Origin of the sequence: Hyphomicrobium sp. (genome assembly GCF_020852195.1) — a bacterium.
Taxonomy (GTDB): domain Bacteria; phylum Pseudomonadota; class Alphaproteobacteria; order Rhizobiales; family Hyphomicrobiaceae; genus Hyphomicrobium_C.
This window is the reverse complement of the sequence record NZ_JADZBI010000122.1, coordinates 1-26232: the sequence shown is the minus strand read 5'-3', so window position 1 is coordinate 26232 and position 26232 is coordinate 1. Positions and strand designations below refer to the sequence as shown.

23 protein-coding genes are annotated in these 26232 nt (G+C 68.3%); 20 read left to right on the top strand and 3 right to left on the bottom strand.

Going from position 1 to position 26232, the window contains the following annotated elements; all coding sequences use genetic code 11:
• The coding region (locus tag IT540_RS09675) for an imelysin family protein (RefSeq protein WP_291176432.1) at positions 1 to 443 on the bottom strand (443 nt) is incomplete at its 3' end.
• Positions 444 to 691: 248 nt separating this feature from the next.
• Between IT540_RS09675 and IT540_RS09670 the strand changes: the two genes are divergently transcribed.
• From IT540_RS09670 to ligA, 20 genes are all read left to right on the top strand, one after another.
• Entirely contained in the window at positions 692 to 1204 is a 513-nt protein-coding gene (locus IT540_RS09670) for an Rrf2 family transcriptional regulator (protein WP_291176429.1), read from the top strand.
• A gap of 291 nt (positions 1205 to 1495) precedes the next feature.
• The gene (locus tag IT540_RS09665) at positions 1496 to 2041 is read left to right on the top strand and encodes a hypothetical protein (RefSeq protein WP_291176425.1); all 546 of its coding nucleotides are present in this window, start codon (positions 1496 to 1498) and stop codon (positions 2039 to 2041) included.
• 18 nt (positions 2042 to 2059) lie between these two features.
• Entirely contained in the window at positions 2060 to 2374 is a 315-nt protein-coding gene (locus IT540_RS09660; protein ID WP_291176422.1) for a hypothetical protein, read from the top strand.
• 196 nt (positions 2375 to 2570) lie between these two features.
• On the top strand, positions 2571 to 3689 hold the full coding sequence (locus IT540_RS09655; protein WP_291176419.1) for an imelysin family protein: 1119 nt from the start codon (positions 2571 to 2573) through the stop codon (positions 3687 to 3689).
• The gene (locus IT540_RS09650; protein ID WP_291176417.1) at positions 3679 to 4782 is read left to right on the top strand and encodes a DUF1513 domain-containing protein; all 1104 of its coding nucleotides are present in this window, start codon (positions 3679 to 3681) and stop codon (positions 4780 to 4782) included. Before IT540_RS09655 ends, IT540_RS09650 begins: the two co-directional genes overlap by 11 nt.
• Before the next feature lie 70 nt (positions 4783 to 4852).
• Positions 4853 to 6307: a UDP-N-acetylmuramoyl-L-alanyl-D-glutamate--2,6-diaminopimelate ligase gene (locus IT540_RS09645; RefSeq protein WP_291176414.1), complete on the top strand. Its 1455-nt coding sequence runs from the start codon at positions 4853 to 4855 to the stop codon at positions 6305 to 6307.
• A gap of 49 nt (positions 6308 to 6356) precedes the next feature.
• Complete coding sequence (locus IT540_RS09640) at positions 6357 to 7769, top strand: UDP-N-acetylmuramoylalanyl-D-glutamyl-2,6-diaminopimelate--D-alanyl-D-alanine ligase (RefSeq protein ID WP_291176410.1); 1413 nt, start codon at positions 6357 to 6359, stop codon at positions 7767 to 7769.
• Between the two features lie 36 nt (positions 7770 to 7805).
• Complete coding sequence (mraY, locus tag IT540_RS09635; RefSeq protein WP_291176407.1) at positions 7806 to 8888, top strand: phospho-N-acetylmuramoyl-pentapeptide-transferase; 1083 nt, start codon at positions 7806 to 7808, stop codon at positions 8886 to 8888.
• Between the two features lie 20 nt (positions 8889 to 8908).
• Positions 8909 to 10324, top strand: a complete 1416-nt coding sequence (murD, locus tag IT540_RS09630; protein WP_291176404.1) for a UDP-N-acetylmuramoyl-L-alanine--D-glutamate ligase — start codon at positions 8909 to 8911, stop codon at positions 10322 to 10324.
• Positions 10321 to 11511: a putative peptidoglycan glycosyltransferase FtsW gene (locus IT540_RS09625; protein ID WP_291176401.1), complete on the top strand. Its 1191-nt coding sequence runs from the start codon at positions 10321 to 10323 to the stop codon at positions 11509 to 11511. Before murD ends, IT540_RS09625 begins: the two co-directional genes overlap by 4 nt.
• Positions 11508 to 12623 (top strand): undecaprenyldiphospho-muramoylpentapeptide beta-N-acetylglucosaminyltransferase, encoded by a 1116-nt coding sequence (murG, locus tag IT540_RS09620; RefSeq protein ID WP_291176398.1) that lies wholly within the window; start codon positions 11508 to 11510, stop codon positions 12621 to 12623. Before IT540_RS09625 ends, murG begins: the two co-directional genes overlap by 4 nt.
• Before the next feature lie 92 nt (positions 12624 to 12715).
• On the top strand, positions 12716 to 14155 hold the full coding sequence (gene murC / locus IT540_RS09615) for a UDP-N-acetylmuramate--L-alanine ligase (protein WP_291176395.1): 1440 nt from the start codon (positions 12716 to 12718) through the stop codon (positions 14153 to 14155).
• Between the two features lie 316 nt (positions 14156 to 14471).
• Positions 14472 to 15437: a UDP-N-acetylmuramate dehydrogenase gene (gene murB / locus IT540_RS09610; protein ID WP_291176392.1), complete on the top strand. Its 966-nt coding sequence runs from the start codon at positions 14472 to 14474 to the stop codon at positions 15435 to 15437.
• Positions 15434 to 16390 carry a D-alanine--D-alanine ligase gene (locus IT540_RS09605; protein ID WP_291176389.1) on the top strand — a complete coding sequence of 319 codons (957 nt, stop codon included), beginning with the start codon at positions 15434 to 15436 and terminating at the stop codon, positions 16388 to 16390. Before murB ends, IT540_RS09605 begins: the two co-directional genes overlap by 4 nt.
• Before the next feature lie 122 nt (positions 16391 to 16512).
• A complete protein-coding gene (locus tag IT540_RS09600; RefSeq protein WP_291176386.1) occupies positions 16513 to 17289 on the top strand; it encodes a cell division protein FtsQ/DivIB in 777 nt (258 codons plus the stop codon).
• 14 nt (positions 17290 to 17303) lie between these two features.
• Complete coding sequence (ftsA, locus tag IT540_RS09595; protein ID WP_291176383.1) at positions 17304 to 18563, top strand: cell division protein FtsA; 1260 nt, start codon at positions 17304 to 17306, stop codon at positions 18561 to 18563.
• A 144-nt stretch (positions 18564 to 18707) separates the two neighbouring features.
• Positions 18708 to 20477 carry a cell division protein FtsZ gene (ftsZ, locus tag IT540_RS09590; protein WP_291176380.1) on the top strand — a complete coding sequence of 590 codons (1770 nt, stop codon included), beginning with the start codon at positions 18708 to 18710 and terminating at the stop codon, positions 20475 to 20477.
• A gap of 302 nt (positions 20478 to 20779) precedes the next feature.
• Entirely contained in the window at positions 20780 to 21721 is a 942-nt protein-coding gene (lpxC, locus tag IT540_RS09585; protein ID WP_291176377.1) for a UDP-3-O-acyl-N-acetylglucosamine deacetylase, read from the top strand.
• A gap of 317 nt (positions 21722 to 22038) precedes the next feature.
• Entirely contained in the window at positions 22039 to 22896 is an 858-nt protein-coding gene (locus IT540_RS09580) for an outer membrane protein assembly factor BamD (protein WP_291176373.1), read from the top strand.
• A gap of 121 nt (positions 22897 to 23017) precedes the next feature.
• Complete coding sequence (gene ligA / locus IT540_RS09575; RefSeq protein WP_291176369.1) at positions 23018 to 25141, top strand: NAD-dependent DNA ligase LigA; 2124 nt, start codon at positions 23018 to 23020, stop codon at positions 25139 to 25141.
• 60 nt (positions 25142 to 25201) lie between these two features.
• On the opposite strand, the gene IT540_RS09570 is transcribed toward ligA, so the two are convergent.
• On the bottom strand, positions 25202 to 25660 hold the full coding sequence (locus tag IT540_RS09570) for a hypothetical protein (protein ID WP_291176366.1): 459 nt from the start codon (positions 25658 to 25660) through the stop codon (positions 25202 to 25204).
• 251 nt (positions 25661 to 25911) lie between these two features.
• Positions 25912 to 26232 (bottom strand): hypothetical protein (locus tag IT540_RS09565; RefSeq protein ID WP_291176363.1); only part of this gene is annotated, 321 nt, incomplete at its 5' end.

Below are 26232 nucleotides of genomic sequence, written 5' to 3'. Positions count from 1 at the left end.
TTGCCCGCGACCTTCAGCGATGTGTTCGCGATGATGTTGGCGGCATAGAACTCGTTCTCGGGATTATCCGTGCCGTAGGCGTCGGCGACGTAGTCGATCAGACCCTCGTCGAGCGGCCAGGCATTCACGCGCCCTTCCCAGGAATCCACGATCGGGTTGCCGAAGCGGTAGGCCTCGGTCTGCATGTAGGGCACGCGGGCGGCGAGCCATGCCTCGCGCGCTGCGCCGAGCGTCGCGTCGCTCGGCGAGGCGATCAGCGCCGCGATGGCGGTCTTGAGCGCCCGCGCCGCCTCGAGGCTGTCCCCATAGGTCGCCTCGGCAATATCGGCATAGGTCCCGAGCACGTCCTTGATGGCGGGCGGGGCGGCGCGCGCCGGTCCGAGGAACAGGATTGCTGCGGCAGCCGCCGCGGCGACGGAGCGGATCACGGCTGTGTAGGCCATTGACAAGAAACGACTCCTCGGTTGGCAAGCGCGGTCAAAGCGTCTAGACTTATTGACGCAGGCAGTCAAGAATGCTTAACGGGTACCCTCCGCAGAGGTGCGGGTGATTCTGCAGTCAGGCGTCTGATTAAGAGGGGACAACCCCTTGATGTGGGCTCCACTTTGGAATTAGTCTAGATTAGGCTAGGATAAGAGAGCAACAGGGAGCCTCGCGGGGCTCCGAACGCGGGCAGAGAGCTGGACAAACCATGCGCCTAAGCAAAACAACGAACTACGCGATCCGCATTCTGCTCGATTGCGCTGTGGCCGAGCCGAACCTCGTGAAGGTCGCCGAGATTTCCGAGCGGCGCGACATCACACTGCAAAACACCTTCAAGATCGTGCACCTTCTCTCGCGTGCCGGCTTCATACGCGCCGTGCGCGGGCGTCACGGCGGCGTGCGTCTCGCGCGCCCTGCCGCCGATATCCGCCTCGGCGACGTCGTGCGCGCCATGGAGATCCTGCACCTCGAGGTCGAGCGCGAGGAGGGCGAGCGCGGCGGCGCGCATGGACAGCTCGCAGCGCTGGATCAGCTCTTCGACAATGCGCTCGGCGCCTTCATCAGCGTGCTCGACGAGCACACGCTGGATCAGATGATCAAGGTCCAGCGCAAGGAGACGTCGGGATCCGGTGCGCGGCAGAAGTCGAAAGGACAGCGCCGCACCAAGACCTTGGCCGTGAGCGGCAGCGGCGCGCGCCGTCAGCAGGCAGGCCACGGCTGATCTCGGCTTCTTTACTTTGGAACTCTTCAAAACAAAGATTTGAATGATTCCAGTGGCCTAATGTGTCACTGGCACACTTGACTCTATAGTCTGAAAGAGGTTGCTTACGAGCAAGGCTGCATGCGTGCAGTCGGCTATGACATATCCTTTTCGGGGCCTTGAACCCCGACAATAGGAAGGCCCACTCGATGGCTCTTGAATTGCGCCCGCCAAGGGTGTCGCACGCCTGTCGTGCGCCCGCATGTTTTTCCTCCGAAGTTGCCGCAGAGGCCCGTTCGCGGGAGGTTTGCCATGCGCAGATCTAGCCTCACGGCGCGCCGTCCGATCGTGGCGCGGCGCCGGGTCGATGCGCCGGTCGACATCGCGCTCCCGGGCACGCGCCGCGCCGAGCGCCTGATCGGTCTCGGCTTCCGCTATTGGGTGGCCGGCTACAAGTCGGGCGACATCGACCGCTGGGAGGATGCGTGGCGCATCTATTCCGACGCGCTCGGTCCCAATGCCGCCCGCACGGCCGTGTCCGAGCTGTCGGCTTGGGTGCGCGCCGTGAGCGCCGCGGCACGCCGCGAGATCGAGGTCAAAAGCGGCGATGGCGACGGCTTCTGCCGCGACGAGAGCCTAGCGCTCTCCATGATCGCCGCCTGCCAGCACAACACCTGCCCCGCCATGCGCGCCTGCGCGTTCGCGCTGATCGAGAGCTCGCTGATCGATGAGGTCGTCCATCACGCGGAGAGCTTCGCGGTCACCATGCGCGGGCTCGACCAGGTGCTCTCGCCGGGGCTGATCGTCAATGCGGCAGCCTATGCGGCGGCATCGCACGATGCCGCGCTGAGACAGTAAGGTAGGAAACAGTCCCTCATGATCGTCTGTTCCTGCCAGCAAGTCTCCGATTTCGACATCGAGCTCGCCCTGTTGGACATCCTGAACGAGCCGGAGGCGCCGATCCCGACGCCGGGCGTCGTCTACCGCTACATGCAGAAGCGCATGCAGTGCTGCGGCTGCGCCCCGCTCGCGGTTGACATCATCTACGCCAAGCTCGAGGACCTCGAGGCGCGCGGCCTCGTCTGCCCCTACCGCAGCTTCTCGACGCGCGAGCGCCTGCTGCACATGCAGCAGCAGCGCCGCAAGCAGGTGGCACAGGCGCCCGACGCCGAAGTCGAGACCTGCGACTAGACCATGATCGCTTGGGACCCTATCAGTCCGAAGCCTGAATAATTGATCTCATCAAAAGGCTGGAGCGCGATCTCGATTCAATCAAAGCTGATCGCGCTTTAAGGCGCCGCACCGTCCCGCAGCAGACCGGCCTCTTTTCACTTCGACCCGCTCCGCATAAACATCGGGTGCGCTCTTGCCCCCGAGGAGGACCCGCGTGATCCCTGGCCGGCTTCCGAAATCGCTCCGGGCGGTCGCCGCGGGGCTGGTGGTCGCGGGGTTCGCCGCCGGGCCGGCTCAGGCTCTTCCCATCCGCAAGTCACACGCAACGATGGTGCTCGACACCATCGATCAGTTTCTCGTGCCGCGCCTCGAGGCGTTGACCAAGGCATCGGGCGGGCTTGCGACATCCGTCGATGCCGTCTGCAAGGCCGGCGGAGACGAAACCTCACGCAAGGCCGCAGCCGCGGCCTTCGGCGACACCGTCCGCGCCTGGGGCGGGCTCGACTTCATCCGCTTTGGCCCTGCGATGCGCGCCCATCGCCTCGAGCGCATCTTCTTCTGGCCGGACCCGCGCGGGTTCGCGTCCCGCCAGTTGAACGGCCTCCTCGCGGCGAAAAAGCCCGAATTGCTGGCGCCCGGCGCGCTTGCCTCCCAGAGCGTCGCCGTGCAGGGGCTAACCGCACTTGAGATCCTGCTCTTCGACGAGAAGAATCCGCTCGGCGCTGGCACGGACGAGGCCGCCAAATATCGTTGCGCGCTGGCCGCCGCCATCGCCGCCAACATTCATGCCGTCGCGGGCGAGATCCATGCAGGATGGACGGGTGACGACGGCTTCCGCCGCAAGATGCTGACGGCTGGCTCCGACAACGCGCTCTACAAGGATGCGACCGAAACCGTGCGCGAGGTGGCGAAGGCGCTCGCCACCGGGCTCGAGCTCTGCCGGGACCGCTTCGTCGTGCCGGAGCTGACGGCCGTCACGGCCAAGCCGCCGCGGCGCGCACGCCTCGCCTTCGAGCCGTCCGGCCTCACCGGCGATTATCTCGAAGCCTCCCTCGTCGCGCTGAAGGAGCTGTACGAGGCGATCGGCTTCGACGCCTACGTCCCCGCCGACAAGCCGTGGATGACGAATTTCCTGCCGACCGCCTGGAAGAGCCTGCTCGCCGACGGTGCACGTCTCGACACGCTGCGAAAGACCGAACGCGGCTCCGAGGCGCACCTGCACGCGCTGCGCAAAATGCGGTTCGATCTCGGCGGCATCCGCAATATCATCGTCAAGGAGTTGGCGCCCAACGCCGACATCGTGATGGGGTTCAACGAGCTCGATGGCGATTGACCGCCGCCGTTTCCTGATTGGTTCACTGGTGACGCTGGCCGCCGCCCACGAGGCGCTCGCCGCCGAGACGCTCGGTGAGCCAGCCTCCACTCTCTATGCTTCCGGTGCCCGCCTGGCCGACGGCAGCTATGCCGTCCTCGTCGTCGCCGAGGACGGCCGCATCCTACGCGAGATCCCGATGTCGGCGCGCGGACACGACATCGCCATCGACCACGCCCGTCGCCGCGCCGTCATCTTTGCCCGCCGGCCGGGCTTCTTCGCGCTCGCCTTCGACGTCGACGGCCGCCGCGCGCCGGACGTCTTCGCTCCGCCGCCCGACCGGCACTTCTACGGCCACGGCGTGTTCGCGAGCGACGGACGCCTTCTCTACGCCACCGAGCATAACGCCGACACCGGCGACGGCATGATCGGCGTCTACGATGCAACGGGGGGCTGGCGCCGCGTCGGCGAGTTCCCCTCCTACGGCATCGGCCCGCACGAGGCGATCCTGCTGTCGGACGGCCGCACGCTCGCCGTGGCCAATGGCGGCTTCGGCAACGATCCGCAAACCGGGCGCGAGAGCATCGGCATCGCCATCATGGAGCCGAACGTCGCTTTCATCGATGTCGCGACCGGCGCCCTCAGGGCCCGGCACGGCCTGCCTGCCGCGATCAACCTGCTGTCCGTGCGCCATCTCGCCGAGACGCCGACGGGCGACATCTGGTTCGGCGCCCAGTGGCAGGGCGCTCTCGAGGACACGCCTGCTCTTATCGGCCGCGTGGGGCGCGATAGGCCCATCGCCATCCTAGAATCAGCCGATTCCCTGGGCGTGGCCTTGAAGGGCTACATCGGAGCCGTCGCCGTCAGCGCGGACGGACGCCTGCTCGCGGCCTCGGCGCCTCTCGCCGGACGCGTCATCTACGCCGACACCGAGAGCGGAAAGATCGTGCGCGAGACGGCCATCAAGGACAGCTCCGGCATCACGCTCGGCGCCGGCGCCTCGGAATTCGCCATGAGCACCGGCCAGGGCGTCGTGCGCGTCGAGGACAAGGCGGGCGCCAGGACGGCGACGTTCTCCGGTGCCGAGTTCGACAATCACCTGCGTCGCGTTTGACGCCGCCCTCGCCGCCCCCTAGACCAAGAGCGCCCCCTCACTGCACGGTTTCACGTTCGGTCGAGACTCCATGCACCTTTCCTCGCTCATCACGGATATCGGCATCGCCGCCGCACCTGCAGGCGCCGAAAGCATCGACATCGCCGGCATCACCGCCGATAGCCGCACGGTCGCGCCGGGCGCGCGGTTCGTCGCCCTCGCCGGCACCAAGGCGGACGGCGCGCGGTTCATCGCCGATGCCGTGGCCAAGGGCGCTGCAGCCGTGCTCGCCGCGGAGGCCACCGCCGTCCCCGATGGCCTCGCCGTCCCCGTGCTCCGCGCCGCGGAGCCGCGCCGCGCCCTTGCGCTGATGGCCGCGCGCTTCTATGGCGCCCAGCCGGAGACCACCGTCGCGGTGACGGGCACCAGCGGCAAGACCTCGGTTGCCGAGTTCACGCGCCAGCTTTTCGCTGCCGCCGGCCATCGCGCGGCGTCCCTCGGCACCATCGGCGTGGTGAAGCCCGACGGCGCCGTCTACGGCTCGCTGACCACGCCCGATCCGGTGACGCTGCACGAGACGCTGGCCGCGCTCGCGGCCGAGGGTATCACACACCTCGCCTTCGAGGCCTCGTCGCACGGCCTCGATCAGTACCGCCTCGATGGCGTGCGCATCGCCGCCGCCGCTTTCACCAACCTCGGCCGCGACCACCTCGACTATCATCCCACGACCGACGCCTACCTCGCCGCCAAGCTGCGCCTTTTCGAGGAGCTGCTTCCGGACGGGGCGCCAGCCGTCGTCAACGTCGATGCCCCGCGCGCCGGAGACGTGGTGAGCGTCGCGAGGAAGCGCGGGCTGCCGGTCATCAGCGTCGGCACGGCCGGCGAGACGGTGCGCCTCGCGGGCCTCGCCCGCGATGGCTTTGCTCAACTCATGACCATCGTCCACGCCGGTCGCACCTATGAGGTGCGCCTGCCGCTGATCGGCACTTACCAGGTCGCCAACGCGCTCGTCGCTGTCGGCCTCGCGCTCGCCGTCGGCGAAGATCCCGCCGTCGTCATCCCCGCGCTCGCAAGCGTCAGCGGCGTCAAGGGTCGCCTCGACATCGTTGGCGAGCGCAACGGCGCGCTCGCCGTCGTCGACTATGCGCACAAGCCGGAGGCACTCGAGGCTGCTCTCGACGGCGTGCGCCCGTTCGCGACCGGCAAGCTCGTCTGCGTCTTCGGCTGCGGCGGCGACCGCGACCGTGGCAAGCGCCCGATCATGGGCGCCATCGCCGCCGCCCGCGCCGATCTCGTCATCGTCACCGACGACAATCCGCGCACAGAGGATCCGGCCGCCATTCGCGCCGAGATCCTGGCCGCCGCGCCCGGCGCCACCGAGATCGGCGACCGTGGCGAGGCGATCCGCACCGCCGTCCGCTTGATGCAGCCCGGCGACGTCGTGCTCGTCGCCGGCAAAGGCCACGAAACGGGCCAGATCGTAGGCCAGAGGGTGTTGCCGTTCTCGGATCACGACTGTCTGCGTCAAGCGTTGCTAACCCCCTGAGCATAAACAACAAGAGGGCGTCTCGCGGGACGCGCACGGGACACCATTGATGGCCAATGCCCCCCTGTGGACTTTTGACGGCCTTGTTCTCGCGGCCGCGGGCCGCGCCGAGCGTGCAAACGGCGCCCCCGTGACCGGCCTCTCCATCGACACGCGCACGCTTGTACCGGGCGACCTGTTCGTGGCGCTGAGGGATCAGCGCGATGGGCACGCGTTCGTGAGCCAGGCGTTCGAGGCCGGCGCCGCCGCGGCACTCGTGTCGGAGGGCTACGAGGCAGGGCCAAAGGACGGGCCGCTGATCCGCGTGGCGGATACGTTACACGATCTTGAGGCCATCGGCCGTGCCGCCCGTGCGCGCCTCTCCGCCGATGCGCGCGTCATCGCCGTCACCGGCAGCGCTGGCAAGACCGGCACCAAGGACATGTTGCGCGCGGCCCTCTCGCGCATCGGCCCCACGCACGCCGCGGACAAGTCGTTCAACAACCACTGGGGCGTGCCGCTGACGCTGGCGCGCATGCCGGCCGCGGCGCGCTTTGGCGTGTTCGAGATCGGCATGAACCACGCCGGCGAGATCACGCCGCTGGTCAAGATGGTTCGCCCGCACATCGCCATCGTCACCACCGTTGAGCCCGTCCACCTCGCGCAGTTTCCGAGCGTCGAGGCCATTGCCGAGGCGAAGGCGGAGATCTTCTCCGGCCTCGAGCCGGGCGGCACGGCGATCATCAACCGCGACAACACGCACTTCGAGCTCCTGAGGAGCCACGCCGAGGCGGCCGGCGCCCGCATCGTCTCCTTCGGCCAGGACGCCCGCGCCGACGTGCGCCCCAAGGTGCTGGAGCTGTCGTCCGAGGGCACGGCCATCGAGGTGGACATCGGCGGCCGAGAGATCCACTTCCGGGTCGCCGTGCCGGGCATCCACATCGCGCGCAACGCGCTCGCCGTCGCCGCTGCCCTCGAAGCCGCAGGCGCCGACGTCGAGGAGGCGCTGCAGGCCCTCGCCACGCTGCCGCCGCCGCCAGGACGCGGCTCGCGCATGGAGTTTGCGTTCGAGGGCGGCCGCGTTCTCCTGATCGACGAGAGCTACAACGCTAATCCGGCCTCCATGCGTGCCGCGCTCGCCGTGCTCGGCACCGTGCCGAGAGACGCTTTTGGACGCCGCATCGCCGTGCTCGGCGACATGCTGGAGCTTGGTGCCCAGGAGAAGACCCACCACGTCGCACTCAAGGAAGCTGTTGACGGTGCGGGCACGGATCTGGTTTTTGCCTCTGGGCCGAATATGGCGCATCTTTTCGCGGCGCTGGCGCCGGAGCGGCAGGGCGCATGGGCGCCGTCCTCCGACGCGCTCGCCGAGCCGCTGTTCGCAGCGATCAGGCCGGGGGATGCGATCATGGTCAAAGGATCGAACGGCAGCCGCATGGGACCGCTTGCCGATGCCCTGCGCAGGAAGTTGAGTAACGCGTAACCGGGGGGCCTCGGAAGGCCGAGGGGAAGGGGAGATATGCTGTACGAGCTCGTGGCGTTCAGCGACCAGATCGGCATCCTGAACGTCTTCCGCTACATCACCTTCCGCACCGGCGGCGCCATCTTCACCGCCCTCCTCTTCGTTCTGCTGTTTGGCCCCGGTATCATCGATCTCCTGCGCCTCAAGCAGGGCAAAGGCCAGCCGATCCGCGAGGACGGCCCTCAGTCGCACTTCGCCAAGAAGGGTACGCCCACCATGGGCGGCCTCATGATCCTTGCCAGCGTCACCGTCGCGACCCTGCTCTGGGCGGATCTGTCCAACGTCTACGTATGGGTCGTGCTCTTGGTCACGCTCGCCTACGGCGGCATCGGCTTCTACGACGACTATCTCAAGGTCACGAAGCAGCAGTCGAGCGGCTTCGGCGGCTGGGCGCGGCTCGGCCTGGAGATGGTGATCGCGGCGCTCGCCGTCTACGTCATCATGGACCTCTCGACGCCCGATCTCGCCGGCAAGCTCGCGCTGCCGTTCTTCAAGACGGCCCTGATAGACCTCGGCGCCATGTTCGTCATCGTCGGCATGTTCGTCATCGTCGGCGCCGGCAACGCGGTCAACCTGACCGACGGCCTCGACGGCCTCGCCATCGTGCCGGTGATGATCGCGGCCGCCACCGTCGGTCTCATCTCCTATTTGATCGGCAACGTGACGTTCGCGGGCTACCTGCAGATCCACCACGTCGCCGGCACCGGCGAGCTGGCTGTGATCTGCGGCGCGCGGATCGGTGCTGGCTTGGGCTTCTTGTGGTTCAACGCGCCGCCCGCCATGATCTTCATGGGCGACACCGGCTCGCTGGCGCTCGGTGGCGCGCTCGGCGCCATCGCCGTCGCCACCAAGCATGAGGTCGTGCTCGCCATCGTCGGCGGCCTGTTCGTTCTGGAGACGCTGTCGGTGATCATCCAGGTGGCCTCCTTCAAGCTCACGGGAAAGCGTGTCTTCCGCATGGCGCCGCTGCACCACCACTACGAGCAGAAGGGCTGGCATGAGAGCACGGTCGTGGTGCGCTTCTGGATCATTGCGGTCATCCTGGCCCTGATCGGCCTCGCCACTCTGAAGCTCCGCTGATCTGAGCTAGCCTAGAGCCCATGATTCGCGTCACGACCTTCAAGGACAAGACCGTCGCGGTCTTCGGGCTCGGTGCCTCGGGGCTCGCCACCGTTCGCGCGCTCGGAGCGGGCGGCGCACGCGTCGCCGCCTGGGACGACAGCGAGGCAGGCCGCAAGGCCGCCGCCGACGCAGGCGCGCCGCTGGTTGATCTCGCAGTCGCCGACTGGTCGGAGTTCGCAGCCCTCGTGCTCGCGCCTGGCGTCCCGCTGACGCATCCCGAGCCGCATTGGACCGTCGCGAAGGCGAAAGTCGCCGGCGTCGAGGTCATCGGCGACGTCGAGCTGTTCTTCCGCGAGCGCCGCGCCACGAGTCCCAAGGCGCCCGTCGTCGCCATCACCGGCACCAACGGCAAGTCGACGACGACGGCGCTTGTCGCACACCTTCTGAGCGAGCTCGGCAACGACGTGCAGATGGGCGGCAATATCGGCCGCGCGGTGCTGACGCTCGAGCCGCCCGCCGAGAATCGCATCCATGTGCTCGAGCTGTCGAGCTTCCAGATCGATCTCGCGCCGACTGCCGATCCGACCGTCGCGGTGCTGCTCAACATCACGCCGGACCATATCGATCGCCACGGCACGGTCGCGCACTATGCCGAGGTGAAGCGCCGCCTCGTGGAGGGCGCCCAGGAGACCGTCGTTATCGGCATCGACGACGACTGGTGCGCGGACATCGCGCGCGCACTGGAGAAGCGGAGCGGCGGCCCCAAGGTGCGCCGCATCTCCGTGCGCGAGCCGGTCGCCGACGGCGTCTACTCCCTCGACGGAACGTTGCACGAGAGATCGCACCACCACGAGCAAGCGACGCCCATCGACCTGGGTGGCATCGCCACGCTGCGCGGCCGCCACAACTGGCAGAACGCGGCCGCCGCCGTGGCCGTCGTGGAGGCGCTCCCGCTCGCCTCCGCCCATCGCGTCGGCCTTGCGGGCGGGCTCGCCAGCTTCCCCGGCCTCCCGCACCGGCTGGAGCTCGTGAAGCGATGGGGCCCCGTCGAGTTCATCAACGACAGCAAGGCCACCAACGCCGATAGTACCGAGAAGGCCCTCGCCTCCTTCGCCGGCAACATCTACTGGATCCTCGGCGGCAAGCCGAAAGCCGGCGGCATCACGACGCTCGAGCCCTACTTCCCGCGCATCGCCAAGGCGTACCTCATCGGCGAGGCGACGGAGGAGTTCGCAGCAACTCTCGGCAACGCGGTTCCCTTCGAGCGCTGCGGCACCCTCGACTTCGCCGTCCGGCGCGCCGCCGACGATGCGCTCGCGGCGAACCAGGAGAACAGCGTCGTGCTGCTCTCGCCGGCGTGCGCCTCCTACGACCAGTTCCGAAACTTCGAGATCCGCGGCGACGCCTTCAAGCGCTTCGTGGCCGATCTCGCCGCCGAGCGGGCCGGCACATGAGGTTCTCGCGCGCCGACAGGAGCCGGCTCGCCGAATGGTGGTTCACGGTGGACCACGTGCTGCTCTCCGCCATCCTGATCGTGGTCGCGGCCGGCATCGTGCTCTCTTTGGCGGCGAGCCCCGCCGTCGCGTTGAAGAAGGGGCTGCCGGCCTACTACTTCGTCGAGCGCCACGTGCTCTTCTCCGCGGTCGGCATCGTCATCATGCTCGCGGTCTCGCTCCTTGAGCCCGCCTCCGTGCGCCGCCTGTCCCTCCTCGTGCTCGCCGGGGCCATGGGCGGCCTGGTCGCGGTCTACTTCCTCGGCGAGGAGATCAACGGCGCTCGCCGCTGGCTCACCATCGAGGGCCACTCCATCCAGCCTTCGGAGTTCGCCAAACCGGCCTTCGTCGTCGTCTCCGCTTGGCTGCTCGCGGAATCGCGTCGCCGCCCCGACATGCCCGCGCTGCCGCTGGCGTTCCTCCTGTTCGCCGTCTTCGCGGGCCTCCTCGTCATCCAGCCGGACGTTGGCCAGACGCTGCTCGTGACCACGGTCTGGATCGCCATGCTGTTCGTCTCGGGCGTGATGCTGAAGAGCGCCGCACTCGCGGTCCTGCTTGGCGCGGCCGGCGTCTATGCCGCGTACCTCTATTTCCCGCACGTGGCCTACCGCTTCGACCGCTTCTTCAGCTCCCAGGCGAGCGACCACAGCCAGGGCGCCCGCGCCATCCAGTCCTTCGTCGAAGGCGGCTTCCTGGGTCGTGGTCCGGGCGAGGGCACCATCAAGACCTCGCTGCCCGATGCGCATACCGACTACATCTTCGCCGTCGTCGCCGAGGAGTACGGCGCGCTGGCCTGCCTTGCGCTGCTGGCGCTGTTCGCCTTCGTCGTCCTGCGCGCGCTGCGCCACGCCGAGAGCGAGCCCGACGCCCCGACGCGCCTCGGCATCGTTGGCCTCGCTCTGATGTTCGGCTTCCAGGCGCTGATCAACATGGGCGTCAACGTCGGCCTCTTGCCGGCCAAGGGCATGACGCTGCCGTTCCTCTCGGCCGGTGGCTCATCGATGCTGGCCATTTCGCTGACGCTCGGTATGCTGCTCGCTCTGACCCGCCATCGTCCGGACGCGGACCGCCTCAAAAAGCCCCCATTGATGCCGAGCCTTCCGAGCCTCGACGCCCGCAAGACCGCCACCAACGAGCCCCGAACGTGACGCGCGAGCTGCCCTCGATCCTGCTTGCCGCCGGCGGCACCGGCGGCCACCTGTTTCCGGCCTTCGCACTTGCCGAGGAACTAGGCCGGCGCGGCCATCCTGTCGATCTCGTGACCGACATGCGCGGCGACCGCTACGGCACCGGCTTCCCTGCGCGCGGCGTCTATCGCATTCCATCAGCGACGCCCGGCAGCAAGAGGAACCCGATCGCGCTCGCGAGCGCCAGCTTCACGCTGCTGCGCGGCATCCGCAAGGCGCGCAAGCTCCTGCGCAACCTGAAGCCTGCCGCCGTGGTCGGCTTCGGCGGCTATCCGACCATCCCGCCGCTGGTCGCCGCGCGCATGCTGGGCATCCCCGCGATCATCCACGAGCAGAACGCGGTGCTCGGCCGCGCAAACCGCGCGCTCGCCCGCCACGCCGCCGCCGTCGCCACCTCGTTCCGCAAGACCAAGAAGCTCGACGGCCCGCTCGCGGAGAAGGCGCGCTTCACCGGCAATCCCGTGCGCGACGCGGTGATCGAGGCGGCGAAGGTCCCATATCCGCCGCTTGAGCCCGGCAGCCCGCTGAGGCTGCTGGTGTTCGGCGGCAGCCAGGGCGCACGCTTCTTTTCCGAGACGGTGCCGCCCGCGCTCGCCACTCTGCCGGCCGACGTTCGCCATCGCGTGAAACTCGTCCAGCAGGCCCGTGCGGAGGACGAGGCGCACGTCACCACCGAGATCGCTGCGGCGGGGATCGACGCGGAGATCGCTCCTTTTTTCAAAGACTTGCCCAGGATTATCGCCGACAGCCACTTGGTCATCGCCCGCGCCGGCGCCTCGTCGGTGGCCGAGCTGGCCGTCATCGGCCGCCCGTCCATCCTCGTACCTTTGCCGCATTCTCTCGACAGTGATCAGCTCGAGAACGCGACCAACCTTGCCGAATCGGGGGGCAGTTGGTGTATCGAGCAGAAGGATCTCTCGCCGCTGCGCCTGGCGACGGAGCTCGGACGGCTGTTCGAGCAGCCCGAGACGCTGGCTGCCGCAGCCGACCGCGCCAAGGCGCAAGGCCAGGCGGGAGCGGTGTCCTTGCTTGCCGATCTGGTCGAGGACGTGATCGGCCGGCACGAGGCGTAGCTGGGATGCGTCATGCACTGACGATACGTCACACGGACGGCTGCCGGCTGCGGGCCTTACGCTCCGGCGGGCAGGGATAGGAAAGTTCAAGCATGCAGTTGCCGCCTGAAATCGGGCCGTTCCACATCATCGGCATTGGCGGCATCGGCATGAGCGCCATCGCCGAGATCCTCCTCGCCAAAGGCTACAGCGTCCAGGGCAGCGATCAGAAGGAGAGCGCCAACGTGCGCCGTCTGCGCGCCAAGGGCGTGCGCGTGTTCGTGGGCCACGACGCGGTGAACCTCGTCGGCGCGCGCCAGGTCGTCATCTCGACCGCCGTCAAGCCGACCAATCCGGAGCTGGAGGCCGCTCGCGCCAAGGGCCTTCCCATCATCCGCCGCGCCGAGATGCTGGCCGAGCTGATGCGCCTCTACGCCACCGTCTCCGTGACCGGCACCCACGGCAAGACGACCACCACCTCGCTCATCAGCACCATCTTCGAGACGGCAGCGCTTGACCCCACCGTCATCACCGGCGGCATCATCAACGCCTGGGGCTCGAACGCGCGTCTCGGCAAGGGGCCGTGGATGATCGTCGAGGCCGACGAGAGCGACGGCACCTTCACCCGCCTTCCGACCGAGATCGGCGTCGTCACCAACATCGACCCCGAGCACCTCGACTACTTCGGCTCGGTGGAGGTCATGCACCGCGAGTATGAGGCGTTCTTCCGCAACATTCCGTTCTACGGCCTCGCCGTCACCTGTATCGACCACCCCGTCGCGCGCGAGATGGTGAGCCGCTTGGGGCTGCGCCGCGACGGCCGCCCGCTGCTCACCTACGGCACCAGCGAGGAAGCGGATCTCGTGCTGCGCGGCGTACGCACGGATGGCCGCGCCATCGCCATCGACGCCGACCTCGGCCCACGCGTGAAAGGCGGCGCTCGCGCTATTCGCGGCTGGACTGTGCCCATGCCCGGCCGCCACAACGCGTTGAACGCGCTCGCGGCCGTCGCGGTGGCGGCCGAGGCTGGCATCCCCGACGACGTGATCCGCGCCGGTCTTGCGGCCTTCTCGGGCGTCAAGCGCCGCTTCCAGCTCACCGGCACATGGAACGGCATCGAGATCTTCGACGATTACGGCCACCATCCGGCCGAGATCGCGGCCGTGCTCGAGGCCGCCCGCGCCGGCGCCCGCGGCCGTGTCATCGCCGTCGTCGAGCCGCACCGTTACACGCGCGTGCGCGACCTCTTCCACGAGTTCTCGGCCTGCTTCCGCGCCGCCGACAGCGTCGTCGTGACGCCGCTCTACAGCGCCGGCGAGGCGCCGATCGACGGCATCGATCCTTTGACGCTGGCCGACGGCATCCGCGCCGCCGGCCATGCCGCCGTCGCTACCATCGACGACCCGCGCGAGTTGGTCGGCCTCGTTCAGCGCCACGGCAGGCCGGGCGACATGGTGATCGTGCTCGGCGCCGGCAACTCGACTGAATGGGCGCACGCGCTGCCCGAGTGGCTGGCCGCCTCCGAGCCCCGCCGCGCCGGGAGCGCCCTGTGACCCCGGAAGTTTGCGCAACCGAGTTCCCCTCTTCCCTGTGGGGAGGGATTAGGGGTGGGGAGAATCCCGACGGCCGGCGATCTTGTGTTGCGCCGTCGCACGAGAATCCGGCCAACCAGAACTTCATGGATGCTGGCGTGGATCCCGACCTGCGTCGGGATGACGTTCTGTACAAGGCACCCGGCTCGCCTCCTCTTGACGTCATCCCGGCGAAGGCCGGGACCCACGAAAGTCTCAACGCGCGCTACGTTCGCGAGCTTTGCGGAAGGTCCCACGAGGGGGAGGGGGCGGCCTTGCGCGACCGTTGGGGGATCGCATGACCTTCCCCGACATCACCTCCGATCTGCGCCAGCGCATGCCCGAACTGCGTGGCCGTCTCGCCGCCAATGTCTCGCTCGCCGACATCACATGGTTCCGCGCCGGCGGGCCCGCGCAAATCCTCTTCACCCCTGCCGACGAGGCCGACCTCGCCTATTTCCTGAAGCACAAGCCGGAAGACCTCCCCGCCTTCGCCATCGGCCTCGGCTCCAACCTGCTCGTGCGCGATGGCGGGGTGCAGGGCGTGGTCATCCGCCTCGGCCGCGGCTTCGCCGAGATCAAGGTCGAGCCGGGCCATCTCCTGCGCGCTGGCACCGCCGTACCCGACGTCAAGGTCGCCCGCGCCGCGGCGGAAGCCGGTATCGCCGGCCTCGCCTTCTATCGCGGCATCCCCGGCTCCATCGGCGGCGCGCTGCGCATGAACGCCGGCGCCCACGGCAGCGAGACCAAGGACGTGCTGAAGGAAGCCCGCGCCGTCGATCCGGAGGGCAACATCCACGTGCTGTCGCTCGCCGACATGGGCTTCACCTATCGCCACAGCGCCGTGCCGGTGGACTGGATCTTCACCGAGGCCCTCTACGAGGGCACCGCCGGCGATCCGGCAGAGATCCTGCGCGCCATGGACGAGGTTGCCGACTACCGCGAGCAGCACCAGCCCATCAAGGAGCGCACTGGCGGCTCCACCTTTAAGAACCCGCCCGGTGCGAGCGCCTGGAAGCTGATCGACGAGGCCGGCTGCCGCGGCTTCCGCGTCGGCGGGGCGCACGTCTCGGAGAAGCACTGCAACTTCCTGATCAACGACCAGGGCGGCACCGGCGAGGACATCGAGCGCCTGGGCGAAACCGTGCGCGCACGTGTCAAGGCGAAGGCGGGGATCACGCTCGAATGGGAGATCATCCGCCTCGGGCTTCCCAGGGAAGGCCGCCCCGTGGGCGAGGCGCTGGCGGAGACCGTGGGATCGTGACCGACAAGCTTCCTGCACCGCCGCCGCGCACATTCGCGCATGTCGCCGTGCTGATGGGCGGGCTCTCCGCCGAGCGCGAGATCAGCCTGAAGTCCGGCGCCGCGGTCGCGGCCGCGCTTGAAGGCGAAGGCTACCGCGTGACGCGCCTCGACGTCGGCCGCGACGTCGCCGCCCGCCTTGCCGAGATCCGCCCCGACGTCTGCTTCAACGCGCTGCACGGCCGCTTCGGTGAAGACGGCTGCATCCAGGGCATCCTGGAGACCATGGGCATTCCCTACACGCACTCGGGCGTGCTCTCCTCCGCGCTCGCCATGCATAAGGAGCACGCCAAGACCGTCATGCGCGACGCCGGCGTGCCCGTGGCCGAGGCCCGGCTTGTAACACGGGAGGAGGCCGCCGCCTCGCACGCCCTGCCGCCGCCCTACGTCGTGAAGCCCGTCGACGAAGGCTCGAGTGTCGGCGTCGTCATCGTCCACCCCGGCACCAACGACTGGGCCAGGCTCATCCGCGAGGGCGGCCCGGCCGACCAGGTCCTGATGGTCGAGCGCTTCATCCCCGGCCGCGAGCTCACCTGCGCCGTGATCGGCGACTTCGTGACCGAGGTGATCGAGATCGTCCCCGAGAAGGGACTCGCCTTCTACGACTTCGAGGCCAAGTACGCCCCCGGCGGCTCCCGGCACGAGCTTCCGGCCGAAATTTTACCGGATGTTTACCAGTTGGTCCGGAAATACACGGGTAAGGCCCATGCGTCGCTCGGCTGCCGTGGTGTGTCGCGCGCGGACTTCCGCTTTGACGACACGGCAGGGGGGACCGGTGAGCTGGTTTGCCTTGAGGTCAACACGCAGCCGGGCATGACCGGGACCTCGCTGGTTCCGGAGCTGGCGGCATATGCGGGCTGGTCGTTCGGCGAGCTCGCGCGATGGATCGTCGAGGACGCGAGTTGTTCGAGGTAGGCCAGAGCCGGACCACGCGACGCGGGGCGCATGACGCGATCCCGCACACTCCCGCTCACGACCCGACATCCCGGCACGCACGCCCCGTCCCGCCCCCACAAGCGGGAAGGGAATCGCGGCAGTTGCTTTCAGGAGAGAGACGCACGAGGCGCGCGCGCCTGCTCATCGCCGCGCTGGTCCTTGGCCTTGCGCTCGGTGCGGCCGAGGAAGCGGCTCGCCAGGCCGGCTATGCTCCCGATACCGAGCGCATCGCGCGTTTCCTGGGCTTCGGCATCGACCAGGTGACGCTCAAGGGCCACCGCTTCAGCTACGACCGCGACGTCTTCGACACGCTCGACCTCGCCAACGTGCGCACCTTCGCCGCGCTCGATACTGCCGCCGTCAAGGCACGCATCGAGCGCCTGCCCTGGATCGATACCGCCGAGCTGACGCGCGTCTACCCCGGCCGCCTCGACATCCGCGTAACGGAGCGCAAGCCCTACGCGCTGTGGCAGCGCGCCGACCGCCTTTATCTGATCGACAAGACGGGCCGCGTGCTGGCGGCCGTCAACGGCGAGACGCTGCCCGATCTGCCGCGCTTTGCCGGCGAAGGCGCGGCGGCCGAAGCCGCGTCCCTCATGGAGACGATCGCGCGCTATCCCGAGGTCGCGGGCCGCCTGGCCGAGGCCGAGCGCATCTCCGAGCGGCGCTGGCGGCTGAAGCTCGACAACAACGCAACCCTCGAACTGCCGGCCGACGGAGAGGTCGGCGCGCTCGAGGAGCTGGCACGCGACGCCGAGCTTGCGAAGCATCTCGCCGCCGGTCTCGCCACGCTGGACTTCCGCGGTCCCGGCCGCGTCGCCATTCGCCCGGCCGCGGACACCGCCGCGTCCGCCTCCGCCGCGAATCCCGGCTCTTGAGAGGGGGAAGCGCGATGGCACGCGACAAGGGCAGGCGGCGGGCGAGCGGATCGAGGCACATCAAGGGTGTGCTCGACATCGGCACCAGCAAGATCGCCTGCCTGATCGCCGAGGTCGGGCCGTCGGGCGTACGCGTCATCGGCGTCGGCCACCAGCGCGCCGAAGGCGTCAAGGGCGGCGTGGTGATCGATCTCGACCGCGCCGAGGAAGCGGCCCGCGCGGCGGTGGCACAGGCCGAGCGCATGGCCGGCGTCGAGCTGGCGGAGGTCGCGGTATCAGTCTCCTGCGGCCGCCTCAAGTCCCATAATTTCTCGGCCCGCGCCGAGGTCGCGAGCGGCCTCGTCACGGAGGCCGACATCCGCCGCCTGATGACGGCAGGCCAGGCCTATGTCGAGCAGGGCGGCCGCACCCTCGTGCACATGAACGAGGTGGCGCTGCGTCTCGACGGTACACCGGGCTCGCGCGACCCGCGCGGCATGGCCGCCCGCGAGCTGGCCTTCGACCTCCACGCCGTGACGGCGGACGAGGCGCCGCTGCGCAACCTCCTGATGGTCGTCGGCCGCTGCTACCTGGAGCCGGCGAGTCACGTCCCGGCGCCGTATGCGAGCGCCCTTGCTGTTGCAACCGAGGACGAGCGCCGCCTGGGCGTGACGGTCGTGGACACCGGCGCCGGCACCACGAGCCTCGCCATGTTCGCCGAGGATCGCTTCCTCTATGCCTGCGCGGCGCCGATGGGCGGCACGCAGATCACCTTCGACATCGCCCGCGCGTTGCATACGCCTCTTGCGGAAGCCGAGCGAATCAAAGCGCTTTATGGCACAGTAATCTGCGCTCCGTCCGATGAGCACGATGCCTTCACGTACCCGTCCGCTGGCGAGGATGACGGCATCCTGCATCACATGACGAAAGCCGAGCTTGCGGAGGTGATCCGGCCACGTGTGACGGCCATCGGTCACCACATCCGGCAGCGCTTGGAGGAGTGCGAGGTGACGGCATACGCCGGCCGCTCACTTGTGCTGACCGGAGGCACGAGCCAGTTGACGGGGCTGGCGGATTTCATGGCCGCGGAGTTGGGGCGGCCGGTGCGCGTGGCAGGACCGCAGGCCATCTCCGGCTTGCCGCCTGCGTTCTCGAGTTCCGCGTTCTCGACCGTCGTCGGACTGCTCGTTGCGGAGACGCAGGGAGCCGCCGGTCGGCGCATTTACAGCAACCGCGACGCCGAGGCGGAGAGCTACCTCAAGCGTGTCGGCTCCTGGTTGCGCGACGGATTCTAAGGCTCGGAGGGGCGACAAGGGCTTCTCCGATGCCTGGGCCCCGGCGAGTGCCGGGACGGTGGAGTTGCGAGTCCGGTGGAGTAGCGAAATGCCGGGGAGCCGCGCGCTGCGGAGGCATCTCCCTCGCGTCGAACGGGGGCGAAATTGAGCACGACAGGTGAGCAGCCGCACTATCCGGATCTGAGACCGAAGCTCACGGTGATCGGCGTCGGCGGCGCCGGCTGCAATGCCGTAAACAACATGATCGCGACCGGCCTCTCCGGCGTCGTCTTCATGGTCGCCAACACCGATGCCCAGGCGCTAGCCGCCTCCAGCGCGGATCACCGCATCCAGCTGGGCGCCGAGCTCACCGAAGGTCTCGGCGCAGGCTCGCGGCCCGAGATCGGCGAGGCGGCGGCCGAGGAAGCCATCGAGGATATTCGCGAGCAGATCAAAGGCTCGCACATGGTGTTCATCGCCGCCGGCATGGGCGGCGGCACCGGCACCGGCGCAGCGTCCGTCATCGCGCGCGCGGCCCGCGAGCTCGGCATCCTGACCGTCGGCGTGGTGACCAAGCCGTTTCTGTTCGAAGGCGCGCGGCGCATGCGCATCGCCGAGGCCGGCGTCGCCGAGCTGCGCAACTATGTCGATACGCTGATCGTCATCCCGAACCAGAACCTGTTCCGCATCGCGAGCGAGAAGACCACCTTCTCCGAGGCGTTCGTGATGGCCGATCAGGTGCTGTACTCGGGCGTGGCCTGCATCGTCGATTTGATCCTCAAGGAAGGCCTCATCAACCTCGACTTCGCGGACGTTCGCACGGTCATGACGGGCATGGGCACCGCCATGATGGGCACCGGCGAGGCGACCGGCGAGCGCCGCGCCACCGTGGCCGCCGAGGAGGCGATCTCCAATCCGCTGCTCGACGACGTCTCGCTGCGCGGCGCGAAGGGGCTCCTGCTGTCGATCACCGGCGGTCCCGACCTCACCCTGTACGAGGTGGACGAGGCCGCGAGCCGCGTGCGCATGGAGGTCGACCCCGAGGCGAACATCATTGTCGGCGCCACCTACGATCCCGAGCTCGGCGAGCGCATCCGGGTCTCGATCGTCGCCTCCGGCATGAGCCGCGCCGGCGAGGCCGAGCGCGCGCCCCCTGCACCCGCGGAGACCTGGGTTCGCGGCACGAAGGCCGCAGCGGCCGCCGACGCCCGGTCACAGCAGGCCAACGGCGCACGCGCGCCGGCCACCGGTGGTGGCTTCATTCCCGACCCGCGTGACTATCGTGGCGGGGCTCACGATCTCCAGCAGCGTCTCACCGAGGCGCTCCAGCATGCGCCGCCCGGCCCGCCGCAGGGCGTACCGGTCCCGCGCGCCGCGCAAGTGGCGCCGGACAGCGCCCGCGGGCGCGGCGGCGACCCGTGGCGGGGACCGGGCAACGTCATGATCGAGGCGGGGCCGCCTCAGCTCCAGGGCGCGACACCGCCGCCGCTGCCGCAGGGCCATCGGCCTCCCCACGACCAGGGCGCGTTCGCTCCGCAGCCCCCATCCGAGGTCCGCCGCCAGGCATCGCGACGCCTGCCCGAGGCAGGGGAATACCCCCCGGCGCTCCCGCACGGGTATCGGCCGGCGCCGGGCGCGTACGGGGGAGATATTCCGCGCCACGCCCCGCCCTCCGAGCATTATCCGCCGCAGCATGCCGAGCCGAGGCGGCGCCTCGGGCTGTTCGAGCGCATAACCGGCCGCGTGCGCGGCGCGGGTGATTCGGATACACGCCAACCCGATTCGCACGATCCGTATGCGAAGAATATCTCGGCAGCTCAGGCAGCGGGCGGCGAGCCCGAGGGCTACGCCAACTATGCGCAAGCGGTCGATCCGCACACGCATGAAGGACAAGATGCTGAGATACCAGTATTTTTCCGGGAAAGACGGCGATAGGTCTGCCGCGGGTTTCAGTCCGCCTCCCGCAGGTAACCCCATGTGCTGGCTACGTAACAGACCGTAAGAAAGCGTGATTTGTCCCACAGCGGGACGGGGGCTATCGTTTCTTAATAACGACCGGTTCGCAGGACAACCGCACGCCCCACTGCCATCGCTTCGGCGAACGTGAGCCTACCTTAAGAGTAGGCCGGGCAGGTAGAAAACGGGGAAGGGGTGAGCGGCAGGCGGACATCGGCCGGGGGTGGCAAGACCGTCCGTGGGGGCGGAATGCCGAGGAAGGCATCGAGGGACGGCGCAGCATGTCTAATCGATTCATTGGCGCGCGACAGACGACGATTGCTCACGCGACCCAGGTTCACGGCACGGGGGTGCACAGCGGAGCGCCAGTTTCGGTCAGCCTGCATCCGGCAGCAGCCGACACTGGGCTCCGTTTTGTTGTTACAAAACGCGGCCGCATCACCGCAGAAATCCCCGCCAAGGTCTCGAACGTCAAAAATCTCACGCTCTGCACGGTCATCGGAAACCAAGAAGGCACTACCGTCTCCACCGTCGAGCATCTCCTCGCCGCCCTCCGCGGCCTCCAGATCGACAACTGCATCATCGAGATCGACAGCAAGGAAGTCCCGATCATGGACGGCAGCGCTGCGCCGTTCGTCGAGGCGATCGATGCGGTCGGCATCCGCGAGCTTCCGGCTCCGCGCCGTTTCATCAAGGTTCTCAAGACCGTCCGCGTCGAGGAAGGCGAGTGCTGGGGCGAGCTTGCGCCGCACTCGGGGTTCCATCTCGATGTCGAGATCGACTTCCCGTCGCAGATCATCGGCAAGCAGCACCTGGCGCTCGAGATGAGCCCCGGTGTGTTCCGCAACGAGCTCGCCAACGCCCGCACGTTCGGCTTCATGAGCGACGTGGAGCGCCTCTGGAAGGCCGGCCTCGCGCTCGGCGCCAACCTGACCAATACCGTTGCCATCGGCGACGACCGCATCATGAACCGCGAGGGTCTGCGCGATCCGCTCGAGTTCGTCCGTCATAAGATGCTGGATGCCGTGGGCGATCTGAGCCTGTCGGGCCATCCGCTTCTGGGCGCCTACCGTTCGGTCAAGGGCGGCCACCGCCTGAACTCGCTCGTGCTGCAGAAACTGCTCGAGGACAGCTCTGCTTGGACCATCGTCCAGGCTCCGCGTGTCCGCGAAGCTCGCCCCGTCTCGTTCGACCGTGCAGCCGTTGCGGTTGCCGCCGAGTAGCAGCGCCCGTCGGATTTCCGAACCAGATCTGTGTCCTCAGGCTACGGTCCTGCACGGCTCGGGCAAGTGCGCCTTCCATCGGCATTGGACCGGCCAACTGCTTGTAAATGAAGCCGCTTCGCCTGCGGCCGAAGTGTCGCGGATGCGTGCCGGGCCTCACATCAACCACATTGTGATCCTACCGTGGAACATAGGAGCGGCAGGGCGTTGTTGGCTTCAGGCGGGCTCTGAAGTGTGCTAGTCAACGCAGAAAAGCGGGATCGCGGCCGTTCGTTTGACGGCGGGTGGGACGTCGGACTGGGGAGTACGGCATAAAGATGCTGAGGACGCCAAATTGGGCCGCGGCCATCGTGTGGTGTGCCCTGGGCGGTGCCATGATGGCACTTGGCGGCTGCGCGTCGTCGACCGATGTCAATAGCATTCTCAACGCTGATCCGCCCGAGAAGATGTACGCCGACGCCGATGCCCTGATGAACAAGGGCAGCTTCGAGGCCGCGGCGCGCAAGTTCGAGGATCTGGACCGCTCGCATCCCTATTCGCCGGAGGCGCGCCGCGCCATCGTGCTCGCGGCCTATGCCTACTACAAGGCCGGCAAGACTCCGGAAGCGATCGCCTCTGCCGAGCGCTATACGGTCATGCATCCCGGCACCAAGGATGCGCCGCTCGCCCATCACATCATAGCCTCGTCGTATTTCGACGACATCCGCACCGCCAACCGCGACCAGGGCGCGACGCGCAAGGCGCTCGAGCAGCTCAAAATCCTGAAGGCGCGCTATCCGGACAGCACGTATGCCCGCGATGCCGAGAATCGCATCCGCATCGCCGAGGACACGCTCGCCGCTTCCGAGATGGAGGTCGGCCGCTACTACGTGAAGCAGAAGAACTTCGTCGCCGCCATCAACCGCTTCAAGGTGGTGGTGTCGGACTACCAGACCACCGCCCACGTGGAGGAGGCGCTGATGCGCCTCACCGAGTGCTACATGGCGCTCGGCGTCACCACCGAGGCGCAGACGGCCGTGGCCGTGCTCGGCCACAACTTCCCGCAATCGAAGTGGTACCACGACGCCTATGCGCTTCTGAAGTCCGACGGCCTCGCGCCGGCTCAGAACAACGACTCCTGGATCACGAAGGCCTGGAAGGCGGTGCCGAAGTTCTCGCTCGGCGGCCCGGGCTAAGTCATGATCGCTTAGGACCCTGCCAGTCCGAAGCGCAAATCATCGATCCAATCAAGACTGGTCGCGCTCTGGGGCTCCCGGGCGGGATGCGCCGAATCTGGTTTTCGGCTAAGAAGCCGCGATGGCCAGGAAGAAGCGTTCACTCCCCCCTATCGACGCGCTGAGCGCGGATGAGGCGGCCGCGGAGCTTGCTCGGCTCGCGGCCGAGCTTGCGCGTCACGACCAGCTCTACTACCAGTCCGACGCACCCGAGATCTCCGACGCCGAGTACGACGAGCTGCGCCGCCGCAACGACGCCGTCGAGGCACGCTTTCCGGACCTCGTGCGCGCGGACAGCCCCTCCCACCGTGTCGGCGCACCGGCTTCCGAGACCTTCGCCAAGGTGCGCCACCGCGTGCCAATGCTGTCCCTCGGCAACGCCTTCGACGACGAGGAGGTGGCCGAGTTCGCGGCCCGCGTCCGCCGCTTCCTGTCGCTCACGGCCGACGACCCGGTCGCCGTCACCGCCGAGCCCAAGATCGACGGCCTCTCGATCTCGATCCGCTACGAGAAAGGGCACTTCGTCGAGGCGGCGACGCGCGGCGACGGCGCCGAAGGCGAGAACGTGACCGCCAACGTGAAGACGATCCGCGAGATTCCGGCCAAGCTCAAGGGCGCGAAGATTCCGCCCGTCGCCGAGATCCGCGGCGAGATCTACATGGGCCACGCCGACTTCGCGGCCCTCAACGCGGCCCAGGCCGCGAGCGGCGGCAAGGTGTTCGCCAACCCGCGCAACGCCGCCGCTGGTTCCTTGCGCCAGCTCGATCCCACCATCACGGCCGCGCGTCCGCTGCGCTTCTTCGCCTACGCCTGGGGCGAGATGTCGGACATGCCGGCCGACACGCAACAGGGCGTGGTCGAGGCGTTCGCCCGCTGGGGCCTGCCCGTCAATCCATTGATGCGCCTCTGCGCGAGCGCCGATGAGATGCTGGCCTTCTATCGCGAGATCGCCGAGCGCCGCGCCTCCCTCGGCTACGACATCGACGGTGTCGTCTACAAGGTGAACCGGCTCGACTATCAGGACCGCCTCGGTTTCGTTTCCCGCTCGCCGCGCTGGGCCATCGCCCACAAGTTCCCCGCCGAGCAGGCCGTCACCGTGCTGCGCGACATCGAGATCCAGGTCGGCCGCACCGGCGCGCTGACCCCCGTCGCCAAGCTCGTGCCGGTGACCGTCGGTGGCGTCGTCGTCTCCAACGCCACGCTGCACAACGAGGACGAGATCGCGCGCAAGGACATCCGCATCGGCGACACCGTGGTCGTGCAGCGCGCCGGCGACGTCATCCCGCAGATCGTCCGCGCGCTTGTCGAGAAGCGGCCGGCAGGCACGAAGCCGTTCGTGTTTCCCAAAAAATGCCCCGTGTGTGGCAGCCCCGCCGTGCGCGAGGCGGACGAGACGCCCGGCGCGGGCGGCGTGGTACGCCGCTGCACGGGCGGGCTCATCTGTCCGGCGCAGGCCAAGGAGCGCCTGAAGCACTTCGTCTCGCGCCTCGCCTTCGACATCGAGGGCCTCGGCGAGGAGAAGATCGAGCTGTTCTTCGAGGAGGGCCTGATCCGCCGGCCGGCGGACATCTTTACGCTCGAGGCGCGCGACAAAGCGAGCACCGCCCCGCTCGCCGAACGTAAGGGGTTCGGGGCCAAGTCGGTGCAGAATCTCTTCCGTGCCATCGACGCGCGGCGCACGATCTCCCTCGACCGCTTCATCTTCGCGCTCGGCATCCGCTACGTCGGCGAGACGACGGCCAAGGACCTCGCAAAGGCGTTCCGCACCTGGGACGCCTTCCGCAGCGCGGCCGAGGCGGCCGCGCGAGAGGGCAAGGGCAGCGCTGCCTATAACGACGTCGACGACATCGAGGGCATCGGCGAGACCGTCGTCGACGCGCTGGTCGACTTCTACTCGGAGCCGCACAACATCGAGGCGCTGGACGATCTCCTCGCCCATGTCACGGTCTCACCCTACGAGCGCACGACCGTGTCCTCGCCCGTCACCGGCAAGACGGTGGTCTTCACGGGCAAGCTGGAGCGCGTCGGCCGCAGCGAGGCGAAGGCGCAGGCCGAGCGGCTCGGCGCCAAGGTGGCGGGCTCCGTGTCCGCCAAGACGGACTACGTGATCGCCGGCGCCGACGCCGGCTCCAAGCTCACCAACGCGCAGAAGCTCGGCGTCAAGGTCCTGACCGAGGACGAGTGGCTGGCGCTGATCAAGGGCTGAACGCATGAGAGCGGAGAGGCCACGAGGACCCCTCCGCTCGGCGCTGCGCGGGGATCGGGCTCAGCGCGAGTAGTACCTGTCCACGTAGTGCTGCCAGCCCTTCTTGCCGTTGCCGGTGCTGACCGTGTCGCCCTTGGCGATGTAGTTCTTCTCGCGCACGCGCGCGATGGTCTTCGGCGCATACTTGGCGGCAATGTCGAGGCCGCGGTCGCGGTCGTCCTCGTACCATTCCTTCTTCTTCTGCTGCTGGGCCTGGAGCTGCTGCGCCTTGAGGGCCTGGGCCTTCGCGGCCGCTGCGGCCTGCTGCTGCTTTTTCTTCTTCAGCGCCGCGGCTTTGCGCTTCTGCTCCAGCGCGGCTTTGTCGGCCGTGCTCTGGGCGGCAGCCTGCGTGACCTGCGTCGGGACGCGCCCGGTGATGCCGCCCGCGCTACCCAATGTGTTTGCGGCCGCGAAGCTCGCGGGCAGGCCGGCCGTTCCGGCAATGAGCCCGAGGAAAAGCAGTGAAGCTTTGGGAGACATGACGGCGCCCCTTTCTTTCTCGCTGAGCATGACTGGTGTCCGGCACGCGCGCGGACAGGTCCGACAAGGCTGCAGCCGACCAGCCTTGCGGCCAGGGCTCCTGCAACCTGTTATGTGGGAAGATGGCCGAGAACGCCGAGGGGTGCTGTTCCGTGCGGAACAGGGGGGCTGAGGGTCGAAATGGCCGCAGTGGGCCGGGTCATGCACCTTGCGCGAAGGGCTGGGAGCGGACAGACGCCGACCGGATGACGCTACCGGGACCAGGAGCTGTAGGGCCAGACCCCGTCCATATCGAGGACATAGTTCGGATACCGACGCTTCGCGCTGGCGATGGCCGGGCTCCTGGATTTTGCCCGGGTCCAGGCGGGTGCCGGCTTGACGCGGTCGATGGCCGCGCGCGGCCTGCGCACGTCGTCGTCATCGTCGTCGCCGGGCTTAGAGCCTTCCTCCTCGGCCACGGGCTGCGTGGCCGACGTCTCGATTGCGCGCGCCGCCGGCGCCTCGGCCGTGGCGGTCTGCTCGCCGGCCCGCGACGAAACCTCCGCCGACTTGACGGCGAGCTTTTCCTCGCT